General features: G+C 54.8%; 15 protein-coding genes. 4 read left to right on the top strand and 11 right to left on the bottom strand.

Features of this window, described 5'->3' with window-relative positions; translation table 11 throughout:
* Positions 1–4: 4 nt before the first annotated feature.
* Genes ACOOFE_RS04630 through ACOOFE_RS04645 form a run of 4 tightly spaced genes read right to left on the bottom strand, consistent with a single transcriptional unit; the run spans position 5 to position 3,313 of the window.
* A complete protein-coding gene (locus tag ACOOFE_RS04630) occupies positions 5–1,039 on the bottom strand; it encodes an LLM class flavin-dependent oxidoreductase (RefSeq protein ID WP_420413869.1) in 1,035 nt (344 codons plus the stop codon).
* Positions 1,040–1,042: 3 nt separating this feature from the next.
* A complete protein-coding gene (locus ACOOFE_RS04635) occupies positions 1,043–1,966 on the bottom strand; it encodes a flavin reductase family protein (RefSeq protein WP_420413870.1) in 924 nt (307 codons plus the stop codon).
* On the bottom strand, positions 1,963–2,742 hold the full coding sequence (locus ACOOFE_RS04640; protein WP_420413871.1) for an alpha/beta fold hydrolase: 780 nt from the start codon (positions 2,740–2,742) through the stop codon (positions 1,963–1,965). The genes ACOOFE_RS04635 and ACOOFE_RS04640 overlap by 4 nt, the downstream gene beginning before the upstream one ends.
* The gene (locus tag ACOOFE_RS04645; RefSeq protein ID WP_420413872.1) at positions 2,714–3,313 is read right to left on the bottom strand and encodes an amino acid synthesis family protein; all 600 of its coding nucleotides are present in this window, start codon (positions 3,311–3,313) and stop codon (positions 2,714–2,716) included. Before ACOOFE_RS04645 ends, ACOOFE_RS04640 begins: the two co-directional genes overlap by 29 nt.
* A 118-nt stretch (positions 3,314–3,431) precedes the next feature.
* Between ACOOFE_RS04645 and ACOOFE_RS04650 the strand changes: the two genes are divergently transcribed.
* Positions 3,432–4,307 carry a LysR family transcriptional regulator gene (locus ACOOFE_RS04650; RefSeq protein ID WP_420413873.1) on the top strand — a complete coding sequence of 292 codons (876 nt, stop codon included), beginning with the start codon at positions 3,432–3,434 and terminating at the stop codon, positions 4,305–4,307.
* On the opposite strand, the gene ACOOFE_RS04655 is transcribed toward ACOOFE_RS04650, so the two are convergent.
* The 7 genes from ACOOFE_RS04655 to ACOOFE_RS04685 all read right to left on the bottom strand — a co-directional run bounded on the left by ACOOFE_RS04655 (position 4,199) and on the right by ACOOFE_RS04685 (position 11,456).
* Positions 4,199–4,663, bottom strand: coding sequence for a MerR family transcriptional regulator (locus ACOOFE_RS04655; protein WP_420413874.1), 465 nt, complete (start codon positions 4,661–4,663; stop codon positions 4,199–4,201). The genes ACOOFE_RS04650 and ACOOFE_RS04655 overlap by 109 nt on opposite strands.
* A gap of 100 nt (positions 4,664–4,763) precedes the next feature.
* Positions 4,764–5,528, bottom strand: coding sequence for an SDR family NAD(P)-dependent oxidoreductase (locus ACOOFE_RS04660; RefSeq protein ID WP_420413875.1), 765 nt, complete (start codon positions 5,526–5,528; stop codon positions 4,764–4,766).
* 201 nt (positions 5,529–5,729) lie between these two features.
* The gene (doeB, locus tag ACOOFE_RS04665; protein WP_420413876.1) at positions 5,730–6,719 is read right to left on the bottom strand and encodes a N(2)-acetyl-L-2,4-diaminobutanoate deacetylase DoeB; all 990 of its coding nucleotides are present in this window, start codon (positions 6,717–6,719) and stop codon (positions 5,730–5,732) included.
* A 3-nt stretch (positions 6,720–6,722) separates the two neighbouring features.
* Complete coding sequence (doeA, locus tag ACOOFE_RS04670) at positions 6,723–7,907, bottom strand: ectoine hydrolase DoeA (RefSeq protein WP_420415545.1); 1,185 nt, start codon at positions 7,905–7,907, stop codon at positions 6,723–6,725.
* A 19-nt stretch (positions 7,908–7,926) separates the two neighbouring features.
* Positions 7,927–8,919 carry an ectoine utilization protein EutC gene (eutC, locus tag ACOOFE_RS04675; RefSeq protein ID WP_420413877.1) on the bottom strand — a complete coding sequence of 331 codons (993 nt, stop codon included), beginning with the start codon at positions 8,917–8,919 and terminating at the stop codon, positions 7,927–7,929.
* Positions 8,920–8,922: 3 nt separating this feature from the next.
* Positions 8,923–9,927, bottom strand: a complete 1,005-nt coding sequence (eutB, locus tag ACOOFE_RS04680; protein ID WP_420413878.1) for a hydroxyectoine utilization dehydratase EutB — start codon at positions 9,925–9,927, stop codon at positions 8,923–8,925.
* 140 nt (positions 9,928–10,067) lie between these two features.
* Entirely contained in the window at positions 10,068–11,456 is a 1,389-nt protein-coding gene (locus tag ACOOFE_RS04685) for a PLP-dependent aminotransferase family protein (RefSeq protein WP_420413879.1), read from the bottom strand.
* A 63-nt stretch (positions 11,457–11,519) separates the two neighbouring features.
* Between ACOOFE_RS04685 and ACOOFE_RS04690 the strand changes: the two genes are divergently transcribed.
* From ACOOFE_RS04690 to ACOOFE_RS04700, 3 genes are all read left to right on the top strand, one after another.
* The gene (locus ACOOFE_RS04690) at positions 11,520–12,041 is read left to right on the top strand and encodes an Lrp/AsnC family transcriptional regulator (protein ID WP_420413880.1); all 522 of its coding nucleotides are present in this window, start codon (positions 11,520–11,522) and stop codon (positions 12,039–12,041) included.
* A 90-nt stretch (positions 12,042–12,131) separates the two neighbouring features.
* Positions 12,132–13,613, top strand: a complete 1,482-nt coding sequence (locus ACOOFE_RS04695; RefSeq protein WP_420413881.1) for an NAD-dependent succinate-semialdehyde dehydrogenase — start codon at positions 12,132–12,134, stop codon at positions 13,611–13,613.
* A gap of 23 nt (positions 13,614–13,636) precedes the next feature.
* The gene (locus tag ACOOFE_RS04700) at positions 13,637–15,007 is read left to right on the top strand and encodes an aspartate aminotransferase family protein (RefSeq protein WP_420413882.1); all 1,371 of its coding nucleotides are present in this window, start codon (positions 13,637–13,639) and stop codon (positions 15,005–15,007) included.
* The last annotated feature ends 72 nt before the right edge of the window (positions 15,008–15,079 follow it).

The following is a 15,079-nucleotide window of genomic DNA, read 5'->3' on the forward strand; positions in this document are numbered from 1 at the left end:
CCCCTCAGCCGAATGCCGGCATCACGTCATCGATAAATCTGTTCAAAGACGCTGTTTTGCGTTCATGGCTCATGCCGCTGTCAATCCAGAATGAAAACTCGTCGTATCCAAGATCTTCATAGCGCTTGAGGCGGTCAATGACGTCTTGCGCCGTTCCGATCGTCAGGTCACGGGCCATGTTTTCTGGCGCCATCATTTTGTTGGCTGCCATTTCTTCTTCAGAAAGTTCAGCAATCAGGCCCTTTGATACAGCCCGTTTGTTTTGGAACCAGGCTCCAAAATAACAATAAAAACGGGAAAGTTCCTGTGCCGCCAGTGCTGCATCATCGCCATCCGAAGCTACATATGTGTGATGAAGCAGCATGACCTTGGGCCTTGGGCCGTCGTAGGTGGCGCAAGCGTCGTTGAAGCGATCCATCAGGCTTTCAATTTCCTCCATCCCCTGCCAAAGCGGCGTGACCTGGATGTTGAAACCTTGGTGAACGCCGAATTGGTGGCTGTTCGGGTCTCGGGCTGCGATCCAGATTGGCGGGCCGTTTTCCTGTAAGGGCTTGGGAGCTGACGTTGTGGCGGGAAAGTTGTAGAAACCGCCATGATGCTCACAGTCTCCTTGCCACAGAGGTCTCAGCAAGGGGGCCGTTTCGCGCATGCGCTGGCCGGCTTCCCAGGCTTCCAGTCCGGGCATCAGACGCTCATATTCATAGGAGTATGCGCCCCTGGCGACGCCAAGTTCGATCCGGCCGCCGGTCATCAAATCGGCTGCGGCCGCTTCGCCAGCTAATTTTATCGGATGCCAGAAAGGTGCAATCACAGTACCGGTTCCCAGTCGCACATTTTTTGTGTGATGCGCGAGGTCGACAAGCGTCAGGAACGGGTTGGGCGCAATTGTGAATTCCATACCATGGTGTTCACCGGTCCAAATAGCCCGCATACCACCGTCATCGGCGAGTTTGCATAGGGACAGAAACTCCTCGTAGAGTTTTTCATGGGGTTGGTCGGGCGTGAGCCGTTCCATATGGGCAAAAAGAGAAAACTCCATGGATTAAATCCCCTCTGTCAATGCGTGGATCTCTCCTGAGACCGTGTCACCGAGATAACAATTGAGGTTTCCGGTCCTGCATTCTTGGGCGTAGCGAGATAACAAGCTGGCAAGCGGCGGACTGGTGAATTTCAGACCGGGAAAGTCTTTTGGAGCAACCGAAGTCAATTTGGTGTCAGCTGCTACACTGGTTGCTTCCGCAAGGAGGTACGCGAAATGCGTATCCTCACCGGGATCATCGAAAACTGAATAGACAGGGCCAAAACTGGCTGTCACGCCCTGTTGTCTTAACGTGGCTGTAAGGGATTTCCGGAGAGCTGTTCTTTCAGGAACCGCGCATTCGGGCAGCTGGTAACCGTCGGCGGTCTTTTCCAGCAAAACGTTGCCTTGATGACGAACCAGTGCTCCTACGACATTCATTTTTGCGGATGGATCACGTGCGTTACGTTCGCGCGTCAGGCTGAAGAACTGACCTTCCGAATACCCAAGGCCTGCTCCAGCCGTTTGCTCGAATGCAGTTACTTCGCCGATCAGGATGACATGGTCACCGGCGGGAATGGCGTTGTGGGTTTGGCACGAGAATCTTGCAATTGCCCCTCGCGGGGCAGGGATGCCATGGGCATCCAGCAGATGATCAGTCTTGGCAAATCTATCACCTTTGAAACCAGCAAAGGTATTTGCAACATCGGTTTGGCTTTCTTCCAGGACGCTAACGCAAAAGCGGTCGCAGGAAGTAAAGGCCTCATAGCTTGATAGGAATTTTCCCGGGCAGACCAGCAATAGCGGTGGGTCCAAGGATACGGATGTAAAGGAGTTTGCCGTGAAACCAACCGGCTTTCCGCTTTTGTCCCGTGCTGTAACCACCGTAACACCGGTCATGAAACGGCCAAAGGCAGTCCGTAACTCGCGGGGATCGATAGGCTTCATGTCGTGCACTCCCTCACAAAATCCAGCAGAGCTTTGTTGACTTGGTCCGGATGCGTCATCGGCATCATATGCGCGGCATCCGCAATCACTTGGGCCTTTCCTCGGGGCGCCAATCGAGCCATCGTTTCGGACATTTCCGGCGTCGAATTCGGCTCAAGTCCGCCAGTCATAAATACGGCTGGGCAGGACAGCCCTTGGAGCAGGTCATCCGATGGTCCGTCCTCCTCGGCAAAGACTTGATAGGCAGCGCTGTACCCTTGCAAATCTGTGGTCTTTAGCCAGTATTCGCAGGCTTTGCGTGCGTCTGACTGATCAGATCCAAACCAGCGCGCCAGCGTGGGCTCATAGTCTTGAAAACCCGAGTTGCTAAGCGCCTTGCTCCGTTGTTGGACGGCTCTTTTTGCCTCAGTTGTGCGCCGGTAGATCGCGTTTAAAGCCACAACACCGCAAACCAGATCCGGAGTGCGGGCTGCCAGATCGAGAGCAATCATGGCGCCCATAGAGTGTCCGATGATCACGGCCGGGCCATCCAAAACCCTAGCAATGCGTGCGGTGAATTCGGCGAGGTATGCTGGACCATCAAGAGGAACGCTTTCACCATGACCGGGCATATCTACTGCAACCATCTGAAACTCCCCGCAGAGCCCGTCAATCTGCGCATTCCAGGCTTCCGCGCGCAGTCCGACACCATGGATTAGCAACACCTCAAGACCTTCTCCCTGGCGGATGCTGGCGATACCTGCGCATTTAGACCGCGGCCGGGTTGTCCACGTCACGTCCCATCTCCTTCAGATCCTGATACCGGTCGCCAATGCGATGAAAGGGTCGGCCAGACGTTGCTCCGCCCAGGACGACAACCACTTCGTCAGCGCGCGGAGCATCTGGGATAGAAAACTGAATTGTCAGATAGTGAGATCGTCGCCCGGCGTCGTTTTTATCCATAAGCGGAATCATGATTGGCGCATCGGCCGGTCCTCGGGTGTTGGTAAAGGCAAGATAGGACTTTGCGCCAACGGCTTCTCGGTAATGATTACCGAAGCGCAAGGTATGGATCAGACCGGAGGCGTGCTCGATTTCCCCATCAAGACCGACAACCGCCGCCTTGCCATAAGCTTCAATGGCGTCGCCGCTGCCGCCAAGCTTGATCATGCGCTCTGTCAGCAACTCACCTAGAACGGGGCCGAAAGCCAGAATTTCCGATTTTAGATCTTCAACAAACCGGCCAGCCCAAGGGTTTTTCACAACGGCTGCAGCCGCAAACAGATGCCATGGGTGCTCGGTCTTCTTAAAACCCTCAATGAAGATCTCTTCTTCGAACGTGACTATTTTCCGGACTTCGGGCTGCATCCATCTTCTCCGTTTGGTTCCTATCAGCGTCGGCCCGAAGTATTCGCTCGCTTGACAATCCGCACAAACGAATGATTTTGACACTTATGTATTAGTCAAACTAATGGGTAACTTGCGTATGGCTTCAGCTTTACCGCCGCTAAACTGGTTCCGCGCATTTGAGGCCGCGGCCAGGCATTTGAGCTTCACCGCCGCAGCGGAAGAAATCGGCATGACACAATCCGCTGTCAGCCAGCAGATCAAATCGCTGGAACTTCGATTGGGGGTGCCGTTATTCGAGCGCAAACCGCGCGGGCTTGCCTTGACCGACAATGGCCGGCGTTTGCTGCCCCAAGTTGATGCTGCGCTCGATCAGCTAACTGAGGCCACCCGGTCGTTTCTACCGGAGAAGCCGGAAAAACTATTGACGATCTCTCTTTCAATCAGTGTGCTTCAATGGGTCATTGCACCTGTTCTGCCTGCCTTCCAGGCCGAACATCCTGATATATCGCTTAGGTTCATGGGCGCAGTCTGGCCTGATGAATTCAGGCGGTCTCTTGCAGATATTGTCATCAGTTTTGGCTCACGCAAACAGGCCGGCCCAAAGGCTGTTTTGCTCGGCAGCAACAAACTGATCGCGCTGAAGCCGGTAAGCCTCAGCGGCGAGATGGGAGATTATCCGTTGATTGAAGCTGTCGGAGTTTCCGGAGGTTGGGAGGCGTGGAGTGCTGCTGCGAAGATCAAATGCCCCAAACCTTCGATCTTTGTCGATTCATATGGCACTGCGCTTGAATTGGCAGTCAAAGGAAACGGGGCGTGTCTAGTCAATGAAATGCTCGCCCGCCATCCGCTTAAGAGCAACCTGGCAGAACCCATTCACCCAATCCTGCTGAGCGCGAACGAAGGTTATTTCTTATCGATCAACCGTGAAACAGCGGAAGCCGGTATCTTCTTCGATTGGATCAGCAGGATTGCGTCGGAAAACCCTGTTCGGTTCGAGCCATCCGGCGTCTGATCCTTCAAAAGCTCTGCCTTTAAAACAGACAGACGATCAAGGACGGCATTCCGGCGGGTCTCGAGATCGGCCCTCAGCCGGTCGATGTGTTCGAGCTTTTCTGTCAGTTTGGCGATTCCACCTTCACAAGGCCCGGCTCCCTCATCTGATAGACAGGCACTCATGGCGCGAATTTCACGGGTGGAAAATCCCGTCGCAATAAAGTCGCGAATGCGCCCGGCACGGCGTAAATCAGCTTCGCCATAAGTGCGATACCCGTTTTCAGACCTGCGCACATCCAGCAAGCCGGTCTTCTCATAATGGCGTAACATACGTTGGGTAATCCCAAGCCGTTCGGCAGCTTCCTTGGCCTGCATCCCATTCCCTTTCCAACTAACTTTGGCATATATGTTTAGGGCCAGATCGAAGATCAATAACGTTGGGCGGAAACGGTTTTCCGCCCCTATTGCCCAAGTATTAGGTTCGAAGCGACCAGCCGCCATCCACTGTCAGGACTTGTCCGGTCAGCCACTCGTTTTTCGAACTGCCCAGCCGGAGTACCCAGGGGACAATATCAGCGGGAACGCCGCGCCGACCGAGAGGAACTTGAGCTTCTTCTTGCTTCTCGATCTGCTGAGCCATCTCGTCCGGCAATCCCATCATGCCGGTCAGAGCGCCACTTTTAACCGGGCCTGGCGCAATCGCATTCACCCGGATGCCATCGCCGGCAAACTCGATAGCCCAGGAACGGGTCAAATGTTCCAGAGCGGCTTTTGTGGCTGCATAATGCGCCACCATCGGAACCGCGTTCCGCGATACAGCAGTTCCAATGTTGACAATCGACCCCTTGGTCGCCCGTAACGCCTGATGGCCTTCTTTCACCAGCAGAGAAGGGGCAACGATATTGATCGCCGACATCCTGGAGATAAGGTCGGCGTCATAGGCCGTAACCGGTAATGGCTGACCGGCACCTGAGTTGTTGACGATCAGATCCAGCCGCCCCCAACGGTCGAGTGCGTTGCCAACAATGCGCGCAGCGCTGCCGGGATCTGAACTGTCTGCCTTTAATGTAACGATTGCCTTATCCGCTGCCGCCACATTGGCCAGCTTCTTCTCATCGCGACCGGTGACAAGGACTTTAGCGCCCCGTTTTGCCAGAGCGAGCGCAGTGGCTTTGCCTATGCCAGAGCTGCCTCCGGTGATGATTGCAACCTTGTCCTGCCAAGTGGTTTCCCGTGTCATCCTGAGTTTAATCCTATCTTCGAATGCGGCACATTTTGATGTGCGCATAGGCTTAGAGGATTGACACTAGTGTCAGGGTCAAGCGGCAAAGATCACGAAGGTAATTGGGTGTTTTTCGCTTTTGAGTTCCTTGTCAGCGGCTATTGTTGTGGGGGTAGCATTTGCACCAGGGGGTTCTAAAACTCGCTGATTGCTCTGCGATCAAACAACGTCCGCGACAACTGCGAGGCAGTCTCCGGATTTGATCAGTCCCGGAAAATGGCGGGCCATCAGGATGCCGGATCGTTTGGCATGGTATTCAACCGGGGCAACACCTGTGCGGTCCGTTGCCCAAACTCTGGCGACCACATCACCGGCAGCCACGTCATCACCGAGATCCAAAACCGGTTCAATCATGCCATTGCCTTCGCAGAAGACAAAACAGTCGCTATCGGGCATGTCGAGTGAGATAGTCGGGCTGTGCTCAAGGTCTCCCTGCATGATACCGGCGTGCCGCAGAACGTTTCGGATGCCCTTCTTTGCTATTGCGATTGACCGGGCGGTCGAAGTGCCGCCGCCACCAAGTTCGGTCGTCACGAAAACCTTGCCCTTTTCTTCAACCGCAGTGTCATACATGCCGACATTGTCAATCTCGAGCATGATCGCTGTGTAGGGCGCATTGAAGGCGTTGACAGCGGCAACACAGGCTTCCTGCTGGGCCTTATCCTCGAGCACGTGAGCAGAGGCAAAGGGCACAAAATCCAGCGTCTTACCGCCAGAATGAAAATCGAGAACGATGTCGGCCAAGGGGATCAGAACCGTCTCGAAATAGTGGGCGATCTTCTCTGTCACTGAGCCATCTGGTCTGCCGGGAAAAGACCGGTTCAAATTACCTTTGTCGATCGGGGAGGTTCGCGTTCCTGCTTCGAACGCCGGGTAGTTGAAGGCCGGTACAATGATGACCTGGCCTGTGATGTCTTCTGGAGACAAGGAAATGGACAAATCTTGCAGGGCGACCGGGCCTTCATATTCATCGCCGTGATTGCCGCCGGTCAACAAAGCCGTCGGGCCGTTGCCGTTCCGGATCACCGTGATGGGGATCATGACTGAGCCCCAGGCGGAATCATCGCGGCTATAGGGCAGGCGCAGATACCCATGATGGACCCCGTCTTCGTCAAACGGGATCGTTGGAACAATCGGATTTTTGGTCATGGGTCAGGCTTTCACAAACAATTTGCGCGGAACATTTGCAAGGCATTCGGGTTCACCGTCCCGGATGACAATGCTTTCCGTGATCTCAAATCCCCAGTCTTCCATCCAAAGGCCGGTCATGAAATGAAACGTCATGTTTTCCTGCAAGACCGTGCGGTCGCCATTGCGCAAAGACATGGTGCGTTCGCCCCAATCGGGTGGATATGACAGTCCGATCGGATACCCCGTCCGATTGTCCTTTGTGATGCCGTGTTTTTTTAGGATTGCGAAAAAGGCATGTGCAATGTCTTCACACAGGTTCCCGGCCCTTGCTGCCTCCAGCCCCGCTTCAAGTCCTTCTAATACAGCCTGCTCGGCATCCAGGAATTTCTGGTCCGGTTTCCCTAGAAAAAGAGTGCGCGACAATGGGCAATGATAGCGATTGTGGACACCGGCGACTTCGAAGAACGTCCCTTCGCCGGCAAGCATTGGCTGATCGTCCCATGTCAGGTGTGGTGCAGCAGCATCACTTCCCGACGGTACAAGAGGAACGATGGCTGGATAGTCGCCACCTGCATCCAAGTCGGCATCATATTTAAGTCCCGCATCATAGATTTCCGCGACCAGGTCGCATTTGCGCAGACCAACCTCGGCCTTTTCTAGGATACGGGCATGAATGTTCTCGACCTTTTTACCGGCAATCCGGAGATATTCGAGTTCCCGTTCGGATTTGACAGCGCGTTGCCAATTCACAAGACCATTGGCATCGTGAAAGCGGGCATTTGGAAGGTTCCTTTGCAGGGATGCAAAGGCGGCCGCGGAGAAATAGTAATTGTCCATCTCCACGCCAATGTTGGATTTGCTCCAATCAAAGTCTTCAATCCTGGTCGAAAGGTAATCCATCGGATGACAATCCGTCGATTGCACATAGTGATCCGGATATCCGATAATTCGGTCCGGATGCATGAAGCAGGTCCGAAGCGCTCCGTTTGCATCCTGCCCGCGCCCGAACCAGATCGGTTCGCCGTCCAGACCGACCAGCACAGCCTGATGCACGTAGAATGACCAGCCGTCATAGCCAGTCAGCCAGTTCATATTGGAAGGATCTGAAACGATGAGCAAATCCAGGCCAGCGGCTTGCATCGCTTCCCGGGTCTTTCTGACCCGCTGATGATATTCGTCTCTGGAAAAGCGGAGAGTAAGCTCAATCACAGGCGCAATCCCTTGCTTATGTTTCGATGGTTATGCCGGCATTTGCGGCCTGTGCCCGGGCTCGGGCAAATGTTGCAATTGCGGTATCCTGAACGCCGGTTCCGGTCAGATCACAGATCGTGATGGCCGCATCCGAGGTCCGGCCGGCCGCCTTTCCCGATACAATCGCGCCCAGATCATCAAACTGCGTGCCTTTGGTCACGGCGCCGGCTGCTAGAGCCGCGCGTAATTCTCCCATCAACTCGGTTTGCGACTGACGATCCGGAACATAAAGATCTGCCTTGGCCAAACACTCAGGCGCGAGTTCACTCTTGTGAGATTGGTCCGAGCCCATTGCAGTGACGTGCTGTCCAGGCTGTAACCATTCCGCGCTTATGAGGGGGGCGGTGCTGGGGGTCGTCGTCACAATCACATCGGTTTGAGAGACTGCTGCCGGCAGATCGGAAGCCGGCAACACCTCGATACCGAGCTGTTTCGTCATCTGGCTTGCCGCATTTGATGCCTTTTCCGGGTCGCGCGCCCAGATCAAAGCTTTTCTGATTGGCCGGACTAGGCACAAAGCCTGGAGTTGCAACCTGGCTTGGGTTCCAGCCCCGACAATGCAGGCACTGGAGGCTTCTTCCGGTGCCAAGTGTCTCGCCGCAACAGCTCCCGCTGCAGCTGTGCGGATATCTGTCAGATAACCGTTGTCCAGCAGCAATGCCTCGACCATTCCGGTTTTCGCCGAAAACAGGATCATCAATCCAGACGTGCTCGGCAAACCAATCTTGGGATTGTCGAAAAAACCCGGCGACACTTTAATTGCAAAGCTGTCGATCCCCGGGACATAAGCTGTCTTTACATCAACCTCACCGTTGAACTGAGCAATGTCCATCGACAAGATCGGCGGCATGACGACACCGCCGGAGGCTAAAGCGGCAAATCCCCGCGCAACCTTGTCAATTGCGGTCAGGTCAAGCTGAACCGCTTTTCGCAATTCATCTTCCGTTAGAATGGAAATGTCGGGCATGGTTTACTCGTCCTCTTCAGCCGCGAGATCGACATCTTCGCCGGAGGTGATGCGGTGATGCAGCTTCATGTCGATGTTTCTGCCAGACAGAACCGCGACAATTGAGGCATCTAATCGCACTTTCCCGCTGATCAGGGCTGCAATGCCAACAGCTGCAGCACCTTCAATGATCTGTTTTTCCTGCCAATACGCATGACGTATTCCAGCGGCGATTTCGGCTTCGCTTACCAAAACCACCTCATCGACCAGATCCTGGGTCATCTGAAATGTGAACCGGTTATCCAATCCGATGCCCCCGCCAAGGGAGTCGGCAAGGCTGGGTTCTTCGGTGACCTGAACGGGACAACCTGCTTTTAACGATGCAATCATAGCCGGGCCTCTTTCCATGGAGATCCCGATCACCTTGACCGACGGTTTCGTTGCTTTCATTGCCGCGGCAACACCTGAAATCAGCCCGCCGCCCGAAAGCGGAACCAGCACGGTTCCAACATCGGGAACATCTTCAAGAATTTCGAGACCAAGTGTGCCCTGTCCGCATATGACATCCCGATGATCGAAAGGCGGCAGGAGTACAAGCCCCCTTTCAGCGACCAGCCGGTCCGCCTCGATCTGCGCTTCATCCTGCGAGTTGCCGGTAATCAGGATTTCGGCACCCAGGTCCCGGATTGCCGCAACCTTATTTTCCGGCACTAGGCGAGACATGCATATTGTGCAGGAAACGCCAGCCTGTTTGGCCGCAAATGCGAGTGCCCGGCCGTGGTTTCCGGTTGAAACGCCGACGATACCACGGCGGCGCGCTTCGTGATCCAATTTCGCAACAGCATTCGTTGCGCCCCGGAGTTTGAAACTGCCGGTGTCCTGCAGGTGTTCCAGCTTGAGATGAACAGGTACGCCTGCATGTGCACCGAGTTTGGCAGACGGCACCACCGGCGTGTGCCGAACGGCGGTTGAAATCGCCGAACGGGCGGCAACAAAATCCGCCACCTGAAACCGACAGCTTGCGCTCACTGGTCCCCCCTCAGCACAACTATCGATGTCCAACAAACATTATCCATTTCCAGCTCCTCAGAGATCGTTTGTGGAGACTGAAGAAAGGACAATTACAGGTCAATAAATATATTAAATCATGACAATTTTGTCGACGGATGCTAAAAGATGTCCGTGTAAGGTCCTGGCGGGTTTTGGCAGATCGCAGCCAGTTGCTCCAAGCCAAAAATGAACTGGTCCTCACCGGTGTTGCCAAGGCAAATCCGAATGCCTGGCTCAACCTTTATCCCTGGAAGCGTGAACGCCGATCCGGGGGCAACAACCACACCGCGCTGCCGCGCCGCTTCAATAAAAACCTCCTCTGACCAACCATCCGGCAGGGGCATCCATATGTGAAGACCATTCGGGCTGCTGTTGAACGGCACGGAGGATAATGCGTCCTGAGCAAGCGCATTCCTTCGCGCCAAAGCAGATTTCTGCCAGTCAATAAGCTGGTCCGCCGTGCCATCCTCAATCCATTTAGCCGCGATTTCTGCAACGAGCGGTGTTGCCATCCAATCGATCGCCAAATGCCGGTTTGCCGCTACCGGAGCCAGGTGTTCAGGCACGACCAGATACCCTTGCCGAAGTCCCGGCATAAGGCACTTGGTGAAGCTTGTGAAATAGAAAGTCCGCTCAGGAGCCAGGGCCGCGACAGGTGGAAGGCGTCTTGGCTGGAGCGGGCCCCAGGCATCGTTCTCAATGATCAAAAGATCATGAACTCGGGCAATGGAAACAAGATGCCTCCGGCGCTCCAGACCCATGACATGGGCCATTGGATTCAAACCATTCGGCAATAGAAACAGTATCTTAATTTCTTTGTTACGGCAGGCAAGCTCCAGGGCTTCTGGGATGATACCTTCCTGGTCCGTTGCCAGCCCCTGTACGTCAAAATCCATGTATCGGGACAAACGGATTAGCGGGTGATGACAAACCCCATCCGTCACGACGATCGCGCTGCCATCGATCACACTCATAAACGCTGTTGTCATGGCGGAACTGCTTCCGTTTGTAAGCACAACCCGATCGGGCGAGCAGACAACACCGCATTGCTCCAGCCATGAGGCCGCGGCCGTTTGATACGGGCGCAAAGCGTTGGCTGGCCGGAAGGAAAAGACTGCTGATGGCGGAAGCGTTTCGGACAGATTCACCAATGCATTGTGCATCTTGTCCAGATGAATATGCCCGCTCACCGGCTTGAGGTTGGAGAAGTCCACCAAAGACTCGCCAAGGCCCGTCGACAGATACGGAGCATCCGTCTCAACAGGCTTTGAATTCACATAAGTTCCGCGACCAACCTGACCGGATATCATCCCTCGCCGTATTAGGAGATCATAGGCCCGGCTGACTGTCTGCACGCTGATGTTCAGTTGATAAGCGAGTTCTCTGTGCGGGGGCAGTTTCTCACCGACGTTTAGTTCACCGTTTTTAATTGCAGTTGCAATCAGGTCCGCAAGCGAGCGATAGGCAGGCCTTTGAATGGGCTGTGGGAAGCTTTTCCATATTGTCATGATTTGATATTGGAGCTAATCATAACAATTGACAAGGCATATCATCACAGCCATGGTCGCGCCATGATTGGGCTGAAACTTGACGACCGCGACCTGAAGATCCTGTCCCTTTTGTCACAAGAGGGACGGCTTTCCAAAGCGGACCTTGCCAAACGTGTGAACCTGTCTCCCACCCCTCTGTGGGAGCGCCTAAAGCGTTTGGAAAACGCAGGTATTATCCGCGGCTACAATGCTGATATCTCGCTGAAAGGCGTAGCCCCGCACATCGAAGTCTTTGTTACCGTCGAGCTTGAGAACCATAAGGCAGAGAGTTTCCAGGCTTTTGAACGTTCCATGGACCGGCACGAAGAGATCGTGGCTTGCTGGGCCGTAGGTGGCGGATTTGATTATGTTCTTCAAGTTATCACCCGGGACATCGACAGCTATCAGCGGCTTATCGATACCCTGCTGGAGGGGAAGGTAGGTTTCGCAAGATACTATACCTACGTTGTGACGAAGCCGGTCAAACTCCGCGGAGCTCCTCCATTGAATTTCCTCCTCGGTCGGGATCTGCCAGATGGATCTGCTGGCGACGGCACCGAATAAGAATGTAACGTCTTCGCCGACGTCTTTCTTTAGTCGTTTCTTCCATGAAACTCCTCTTACGATCCGGTCAAGCAAAAGGAGGCCGGATCAATGGCAATGCCCATTCATCAGGAAACGACGACATTTCATCTCAACGACAAACGATTGTTCCGCACATTTGCCTATATCGATGGCAAGTGGACCGCAAATGATAAAAGGCACACGCTTCCGGTCACCGACCCGGCAACGGGGGACTGGATTGGTGACGTCGCAAGCCTGAATTCTGCCGAAAGTTCTGCCGCTGTTGACGCTGCACACAGAAGTTTTGACGGCTGGGCCGGATTGTTGCCGCAACAAAGGGCAGCCATCTTGCGGCGATGGTTTGAACTGATCGCCGAGCATCGTGAGGATCTTGCGCAGATCATGACGCTCGAGCAAGGCAAACCCATCTCAGAATCTCGAGGTGAGGTGGATTACGGTGCTTCATTCGTCGAGTTTTATTCCGAAGAAGCCAAACGGCCGAATGTTGAGGGGGTAACGTCCCATCTTGCCGACGCAGAGGTGGAAGTCTGGCTGGAACCGGTCGGAGTGGCTGCTTTGATCACGCCGTGGAATTTTCCCAGTGCCATGGTAACGCGTAAAGCTGCGGCGGCTCTTGCTGCTGGCTGCACCGTGGTTGTGCACCCATCCGGCGAAACGCCATTTTCGTGTTTGGCATTGGCGGAACTCGCCGAACGTGCCGGCATGCCGGCCGGTGTCTTCAATGTGGTGACTGGTGAACCGGTAACCGTTGTTCAGCCGTTGATGGACGACCCGCGCGTCCGGGCAGTCTCTTTCACTGGTTCGACGGAAATCGGCAAGCTGCTATATCGCCAAAGCGCAAACACCATCAAGCGCATGGTGTTGGAACTCGGCGGGCATGCGCCCTTTCTTGTCTTTGCGGATTGCGATTTGGATCTGGCAGTTGATGAAGCTGTGAAAGCCAAATTCGCGACTTCCGGTCAGGATTGCCTCGGCGCGAACCGGTTTTTGGTTGAGCGGCCGGTTTATCAGGAATTTTGTGAACGCTTTGCTGCCCGCACTTGCGAGCTAGTGGTCGGACCAGGTTACAGCGATCCTGACATTGGCCCGTTGATGAACCGAAAGGCAGTCGACAAGCAGAAGAGCCATGTCGCCGATGCCCTGGCAGCCGGTGCGACGCTCCTGTGTGGCGGCAAACAACATGCTGCCGGACCTTTGTTTTACGAACCTACGGTCCTCTGCGACGTTCCAGAGACCGCTAAGATCATGCACGAGGAGACATTCGGCCCTGTGGCCGCAATCGCGCCGTTTGACACGGAAGAAGATGTCATGCGCCGGGCAAACGATACCGAATATGGCCTAGTGGCTTATGTGCATACTCGCGATCCACGCCGGATTTACCGGGCCAGCCGTTGTCTCCGGTTCGGCATGGTTGCCATTAACAGAACCAAGGTGACCGGTGCGCCAATCCCCTTTGGCGGCATGAAACAGTCAGGCCTTGGCCGCGAAGGGGCCCGCATGGGCATGGCTGACTTCATGGATGTTAAATACGTCTGCCGTGATTGGGCCTGACCAAATAAAAAAGAGGAAACGATATGCTTCGAAACGACAAGCTCGATCAGTGGGATCGGGAAAACTTCTTTCATCCGTCAACCCATCTTGGCCAGCACGCCCGCGGCGAAGCACCCAGCCGGATCGTTGAGACCGGGTCTGGTGTCTATATTGAGGACCGGGACGGCAACAAACTTCTGGATGCTTTTGCTGGTCTATACTGTGTCAACGTTGGTTATGGCCGTCAGGAAATTGCGGAAGCCATCGCAGAACAGGCCAAGAAACTTGCCTATTACCATGCCTATGTTGGGCACGGCACAGAAGCCTCCATCACCCTGTCAAAAATGATCCTCGACCGGGCACCGGCCAACATGTCCAAGGTGTATTTCGGCCTCGGCGGTTCTGATGCGAACGAAACCAACATCAAATTGGTCTGGTACTACAACAACATCCTCGGCCGTCCGGAGAAGAAAAAGATCATCTCCCGCTGGCGTGGTTACCACGGTTCCGGATTGATGACTGGGTCCTTGACCGGCCTAGAGCTGTTCCACAAGAAGTTTGACTTGCCGTTCGGCAACGTCCTGCATACGGAAGCCCCATACTATTTCCGCTGTCCGGATATCTCTATGAGCGAAGCCGATTTTGTGGCGCATTGCGCTGCTGAATTGGAAGCCCTGATTGAACGTGAAGGCGCAGATACGATCGCGGCGTTTATCGGTGAACCGGCCATGGGGACAGGTGGTCTTGTTCCTCCGCCTGCCGGGTACTGGGCTGCCATTCAGCCGATCCTGAAAAAGCACGATATCCTGCTGATCGCCGACGAAGTTGTCACCGGTTTCGGGCGTCTTGGGTCGATGTTCGGATCGGACCACTACGGCCTTGAAGCAGACATCATCACAATCGCCAAAGGTTTGACCTCAGCATATGCGCCGCTTTCCGGATCGATCATTTCCAACAGGGTCTGGGAGGTCCTGATGGAAGGCACAGACGAAACCGGTCCGATCGGTCATGGCTGGACCTACTCCGCCCATCCGATTGGGGCGGCTGCCGCCATTGCCAATCTCGAGCTGGTTGACAGCATGGGGCTGGTCTCCAATGCCGGAGAAACCGGCGCCTATCTGAAGCTGGCGCTGCAGGATGCCATTGGAGATTATCCGAATGTCGGCGAGGTTCGCGGCGAAGGGCTGTTGATTGCGGCCGAATTTGTTGAAGACCGGAACACACGGACCTTCTTCGACCCGGCCCGCAAAATTGGACCGGCACTGGCGGCCGCGTTGCTTAAGAACGGTGTTATCGCGCGTGCGATGCCGCAAGGCGATATCCTCGGGTTTGCACCACCGCTTTGCGTAACCAAAGACGAGGCTGATACGATTGTTGACGGCGTCAGAAAAGCGGTCACAGAGGTCCTTGGCTGAGCTTGAGTTAGGGATCCGGTTTTTCCGGATCCCTTAGTGCCGCCTTGAAGTGCGAAATCGCTGGGTCGCAGC

Source organism: Roseibium sp. (assembly GCF_965216085.1).
GTDB lineage: Bacteria > Pseudomonadota > Alphaproteobacteria > Rhizobiales > Stappiaceae > Roseibium.

Bases quoted from the DNA above. Each gene is read 5' to 3' on its own strand.
- ACOOFE_RS04655 (WP_420413874.1), bottom strand. From the start codon at position 4,663: ATGCAGGCCAAGGAAGCTGCCGAACGGCTTGGGATTACCCAACGTATG.
- ACOOFE_RS04630 (WP_420413869.1), bottom strand. From the start codon at position 1,039: ATGGAGTTTTCTCTTTTTGCCCATATGGAACGGCTCACGCCCGACCAA.
- ACOOFE_RS04690 (WP_420413880.1), top strand. From the start codon at position 11,520: ATGATTGGGCTGAAACTTGACGACCGCGACCTGAAGATCCTGTCCCTT.
- doeB (WP_420413876.1), bottom strand. From the start codon at position 6,719: ATGACCAAAAATCCGATTGTTCCAACGATCCCGTTTGACGAAGACGGG.
- ACOOFE_RS04685 (WP_420413879.1), bottom strand. From the start codon at position 11,456: ATGACAATATGGAAAAGCTTCCCACAGCCCATTCAAAGGCCTGCCTAT.
- ACOOFE_RS04700 (WP_420413882.1), top strand. From the start codon at position 13,637: ATGCTTCGAAACGACAAGCTCGATCAGTGGGATCGGGAAAACTTCTTT.
- ACOOFE_RS04645 (WP_420413872.1), bottom strand. From the start codon at position 3,313: ATGCAGCCCGAAGTCCGGAAAATAGTCACGTTCGAAGAAGAGATCTTC.
- eutC (WP_420413877.1), bottom strand. From the start codon at position 8,919: ATGCCCGACATTTCCATTCTAACGGAAGATGAATTGCGAAAAGCGGTT.
- ACOOFE_RS04650 (WP_420413873.1), top strand. From the start codon at position 3,432: ATGGCTTCAGCTTTACCGCCGCTAAACTGGTTCCGCGCATTTGAGGCC.
- ACOOFE_RS04695 (WP_420413881.1), top strand. From the start codon at position 12,132: ATGGCAATGCCCATTCATCAGGAAACGACGACATTTCATCTCAACGAC.
- ACOOFE_RS04635 (WP_420413870.1), bottom strand. From the start codon at position 1,966: ATGAAGCCTATCGATCCCCGCGAGTTACGGACTGCCTTTGGCCGTTTC.
- ACOOFE_RS04660 (WP_420413875.1), bottom strand. From the start codon at position 5,528: ATGACACGGGAAACCACTTGGCAGGACAAGGTTGCAATCATCACCGGA.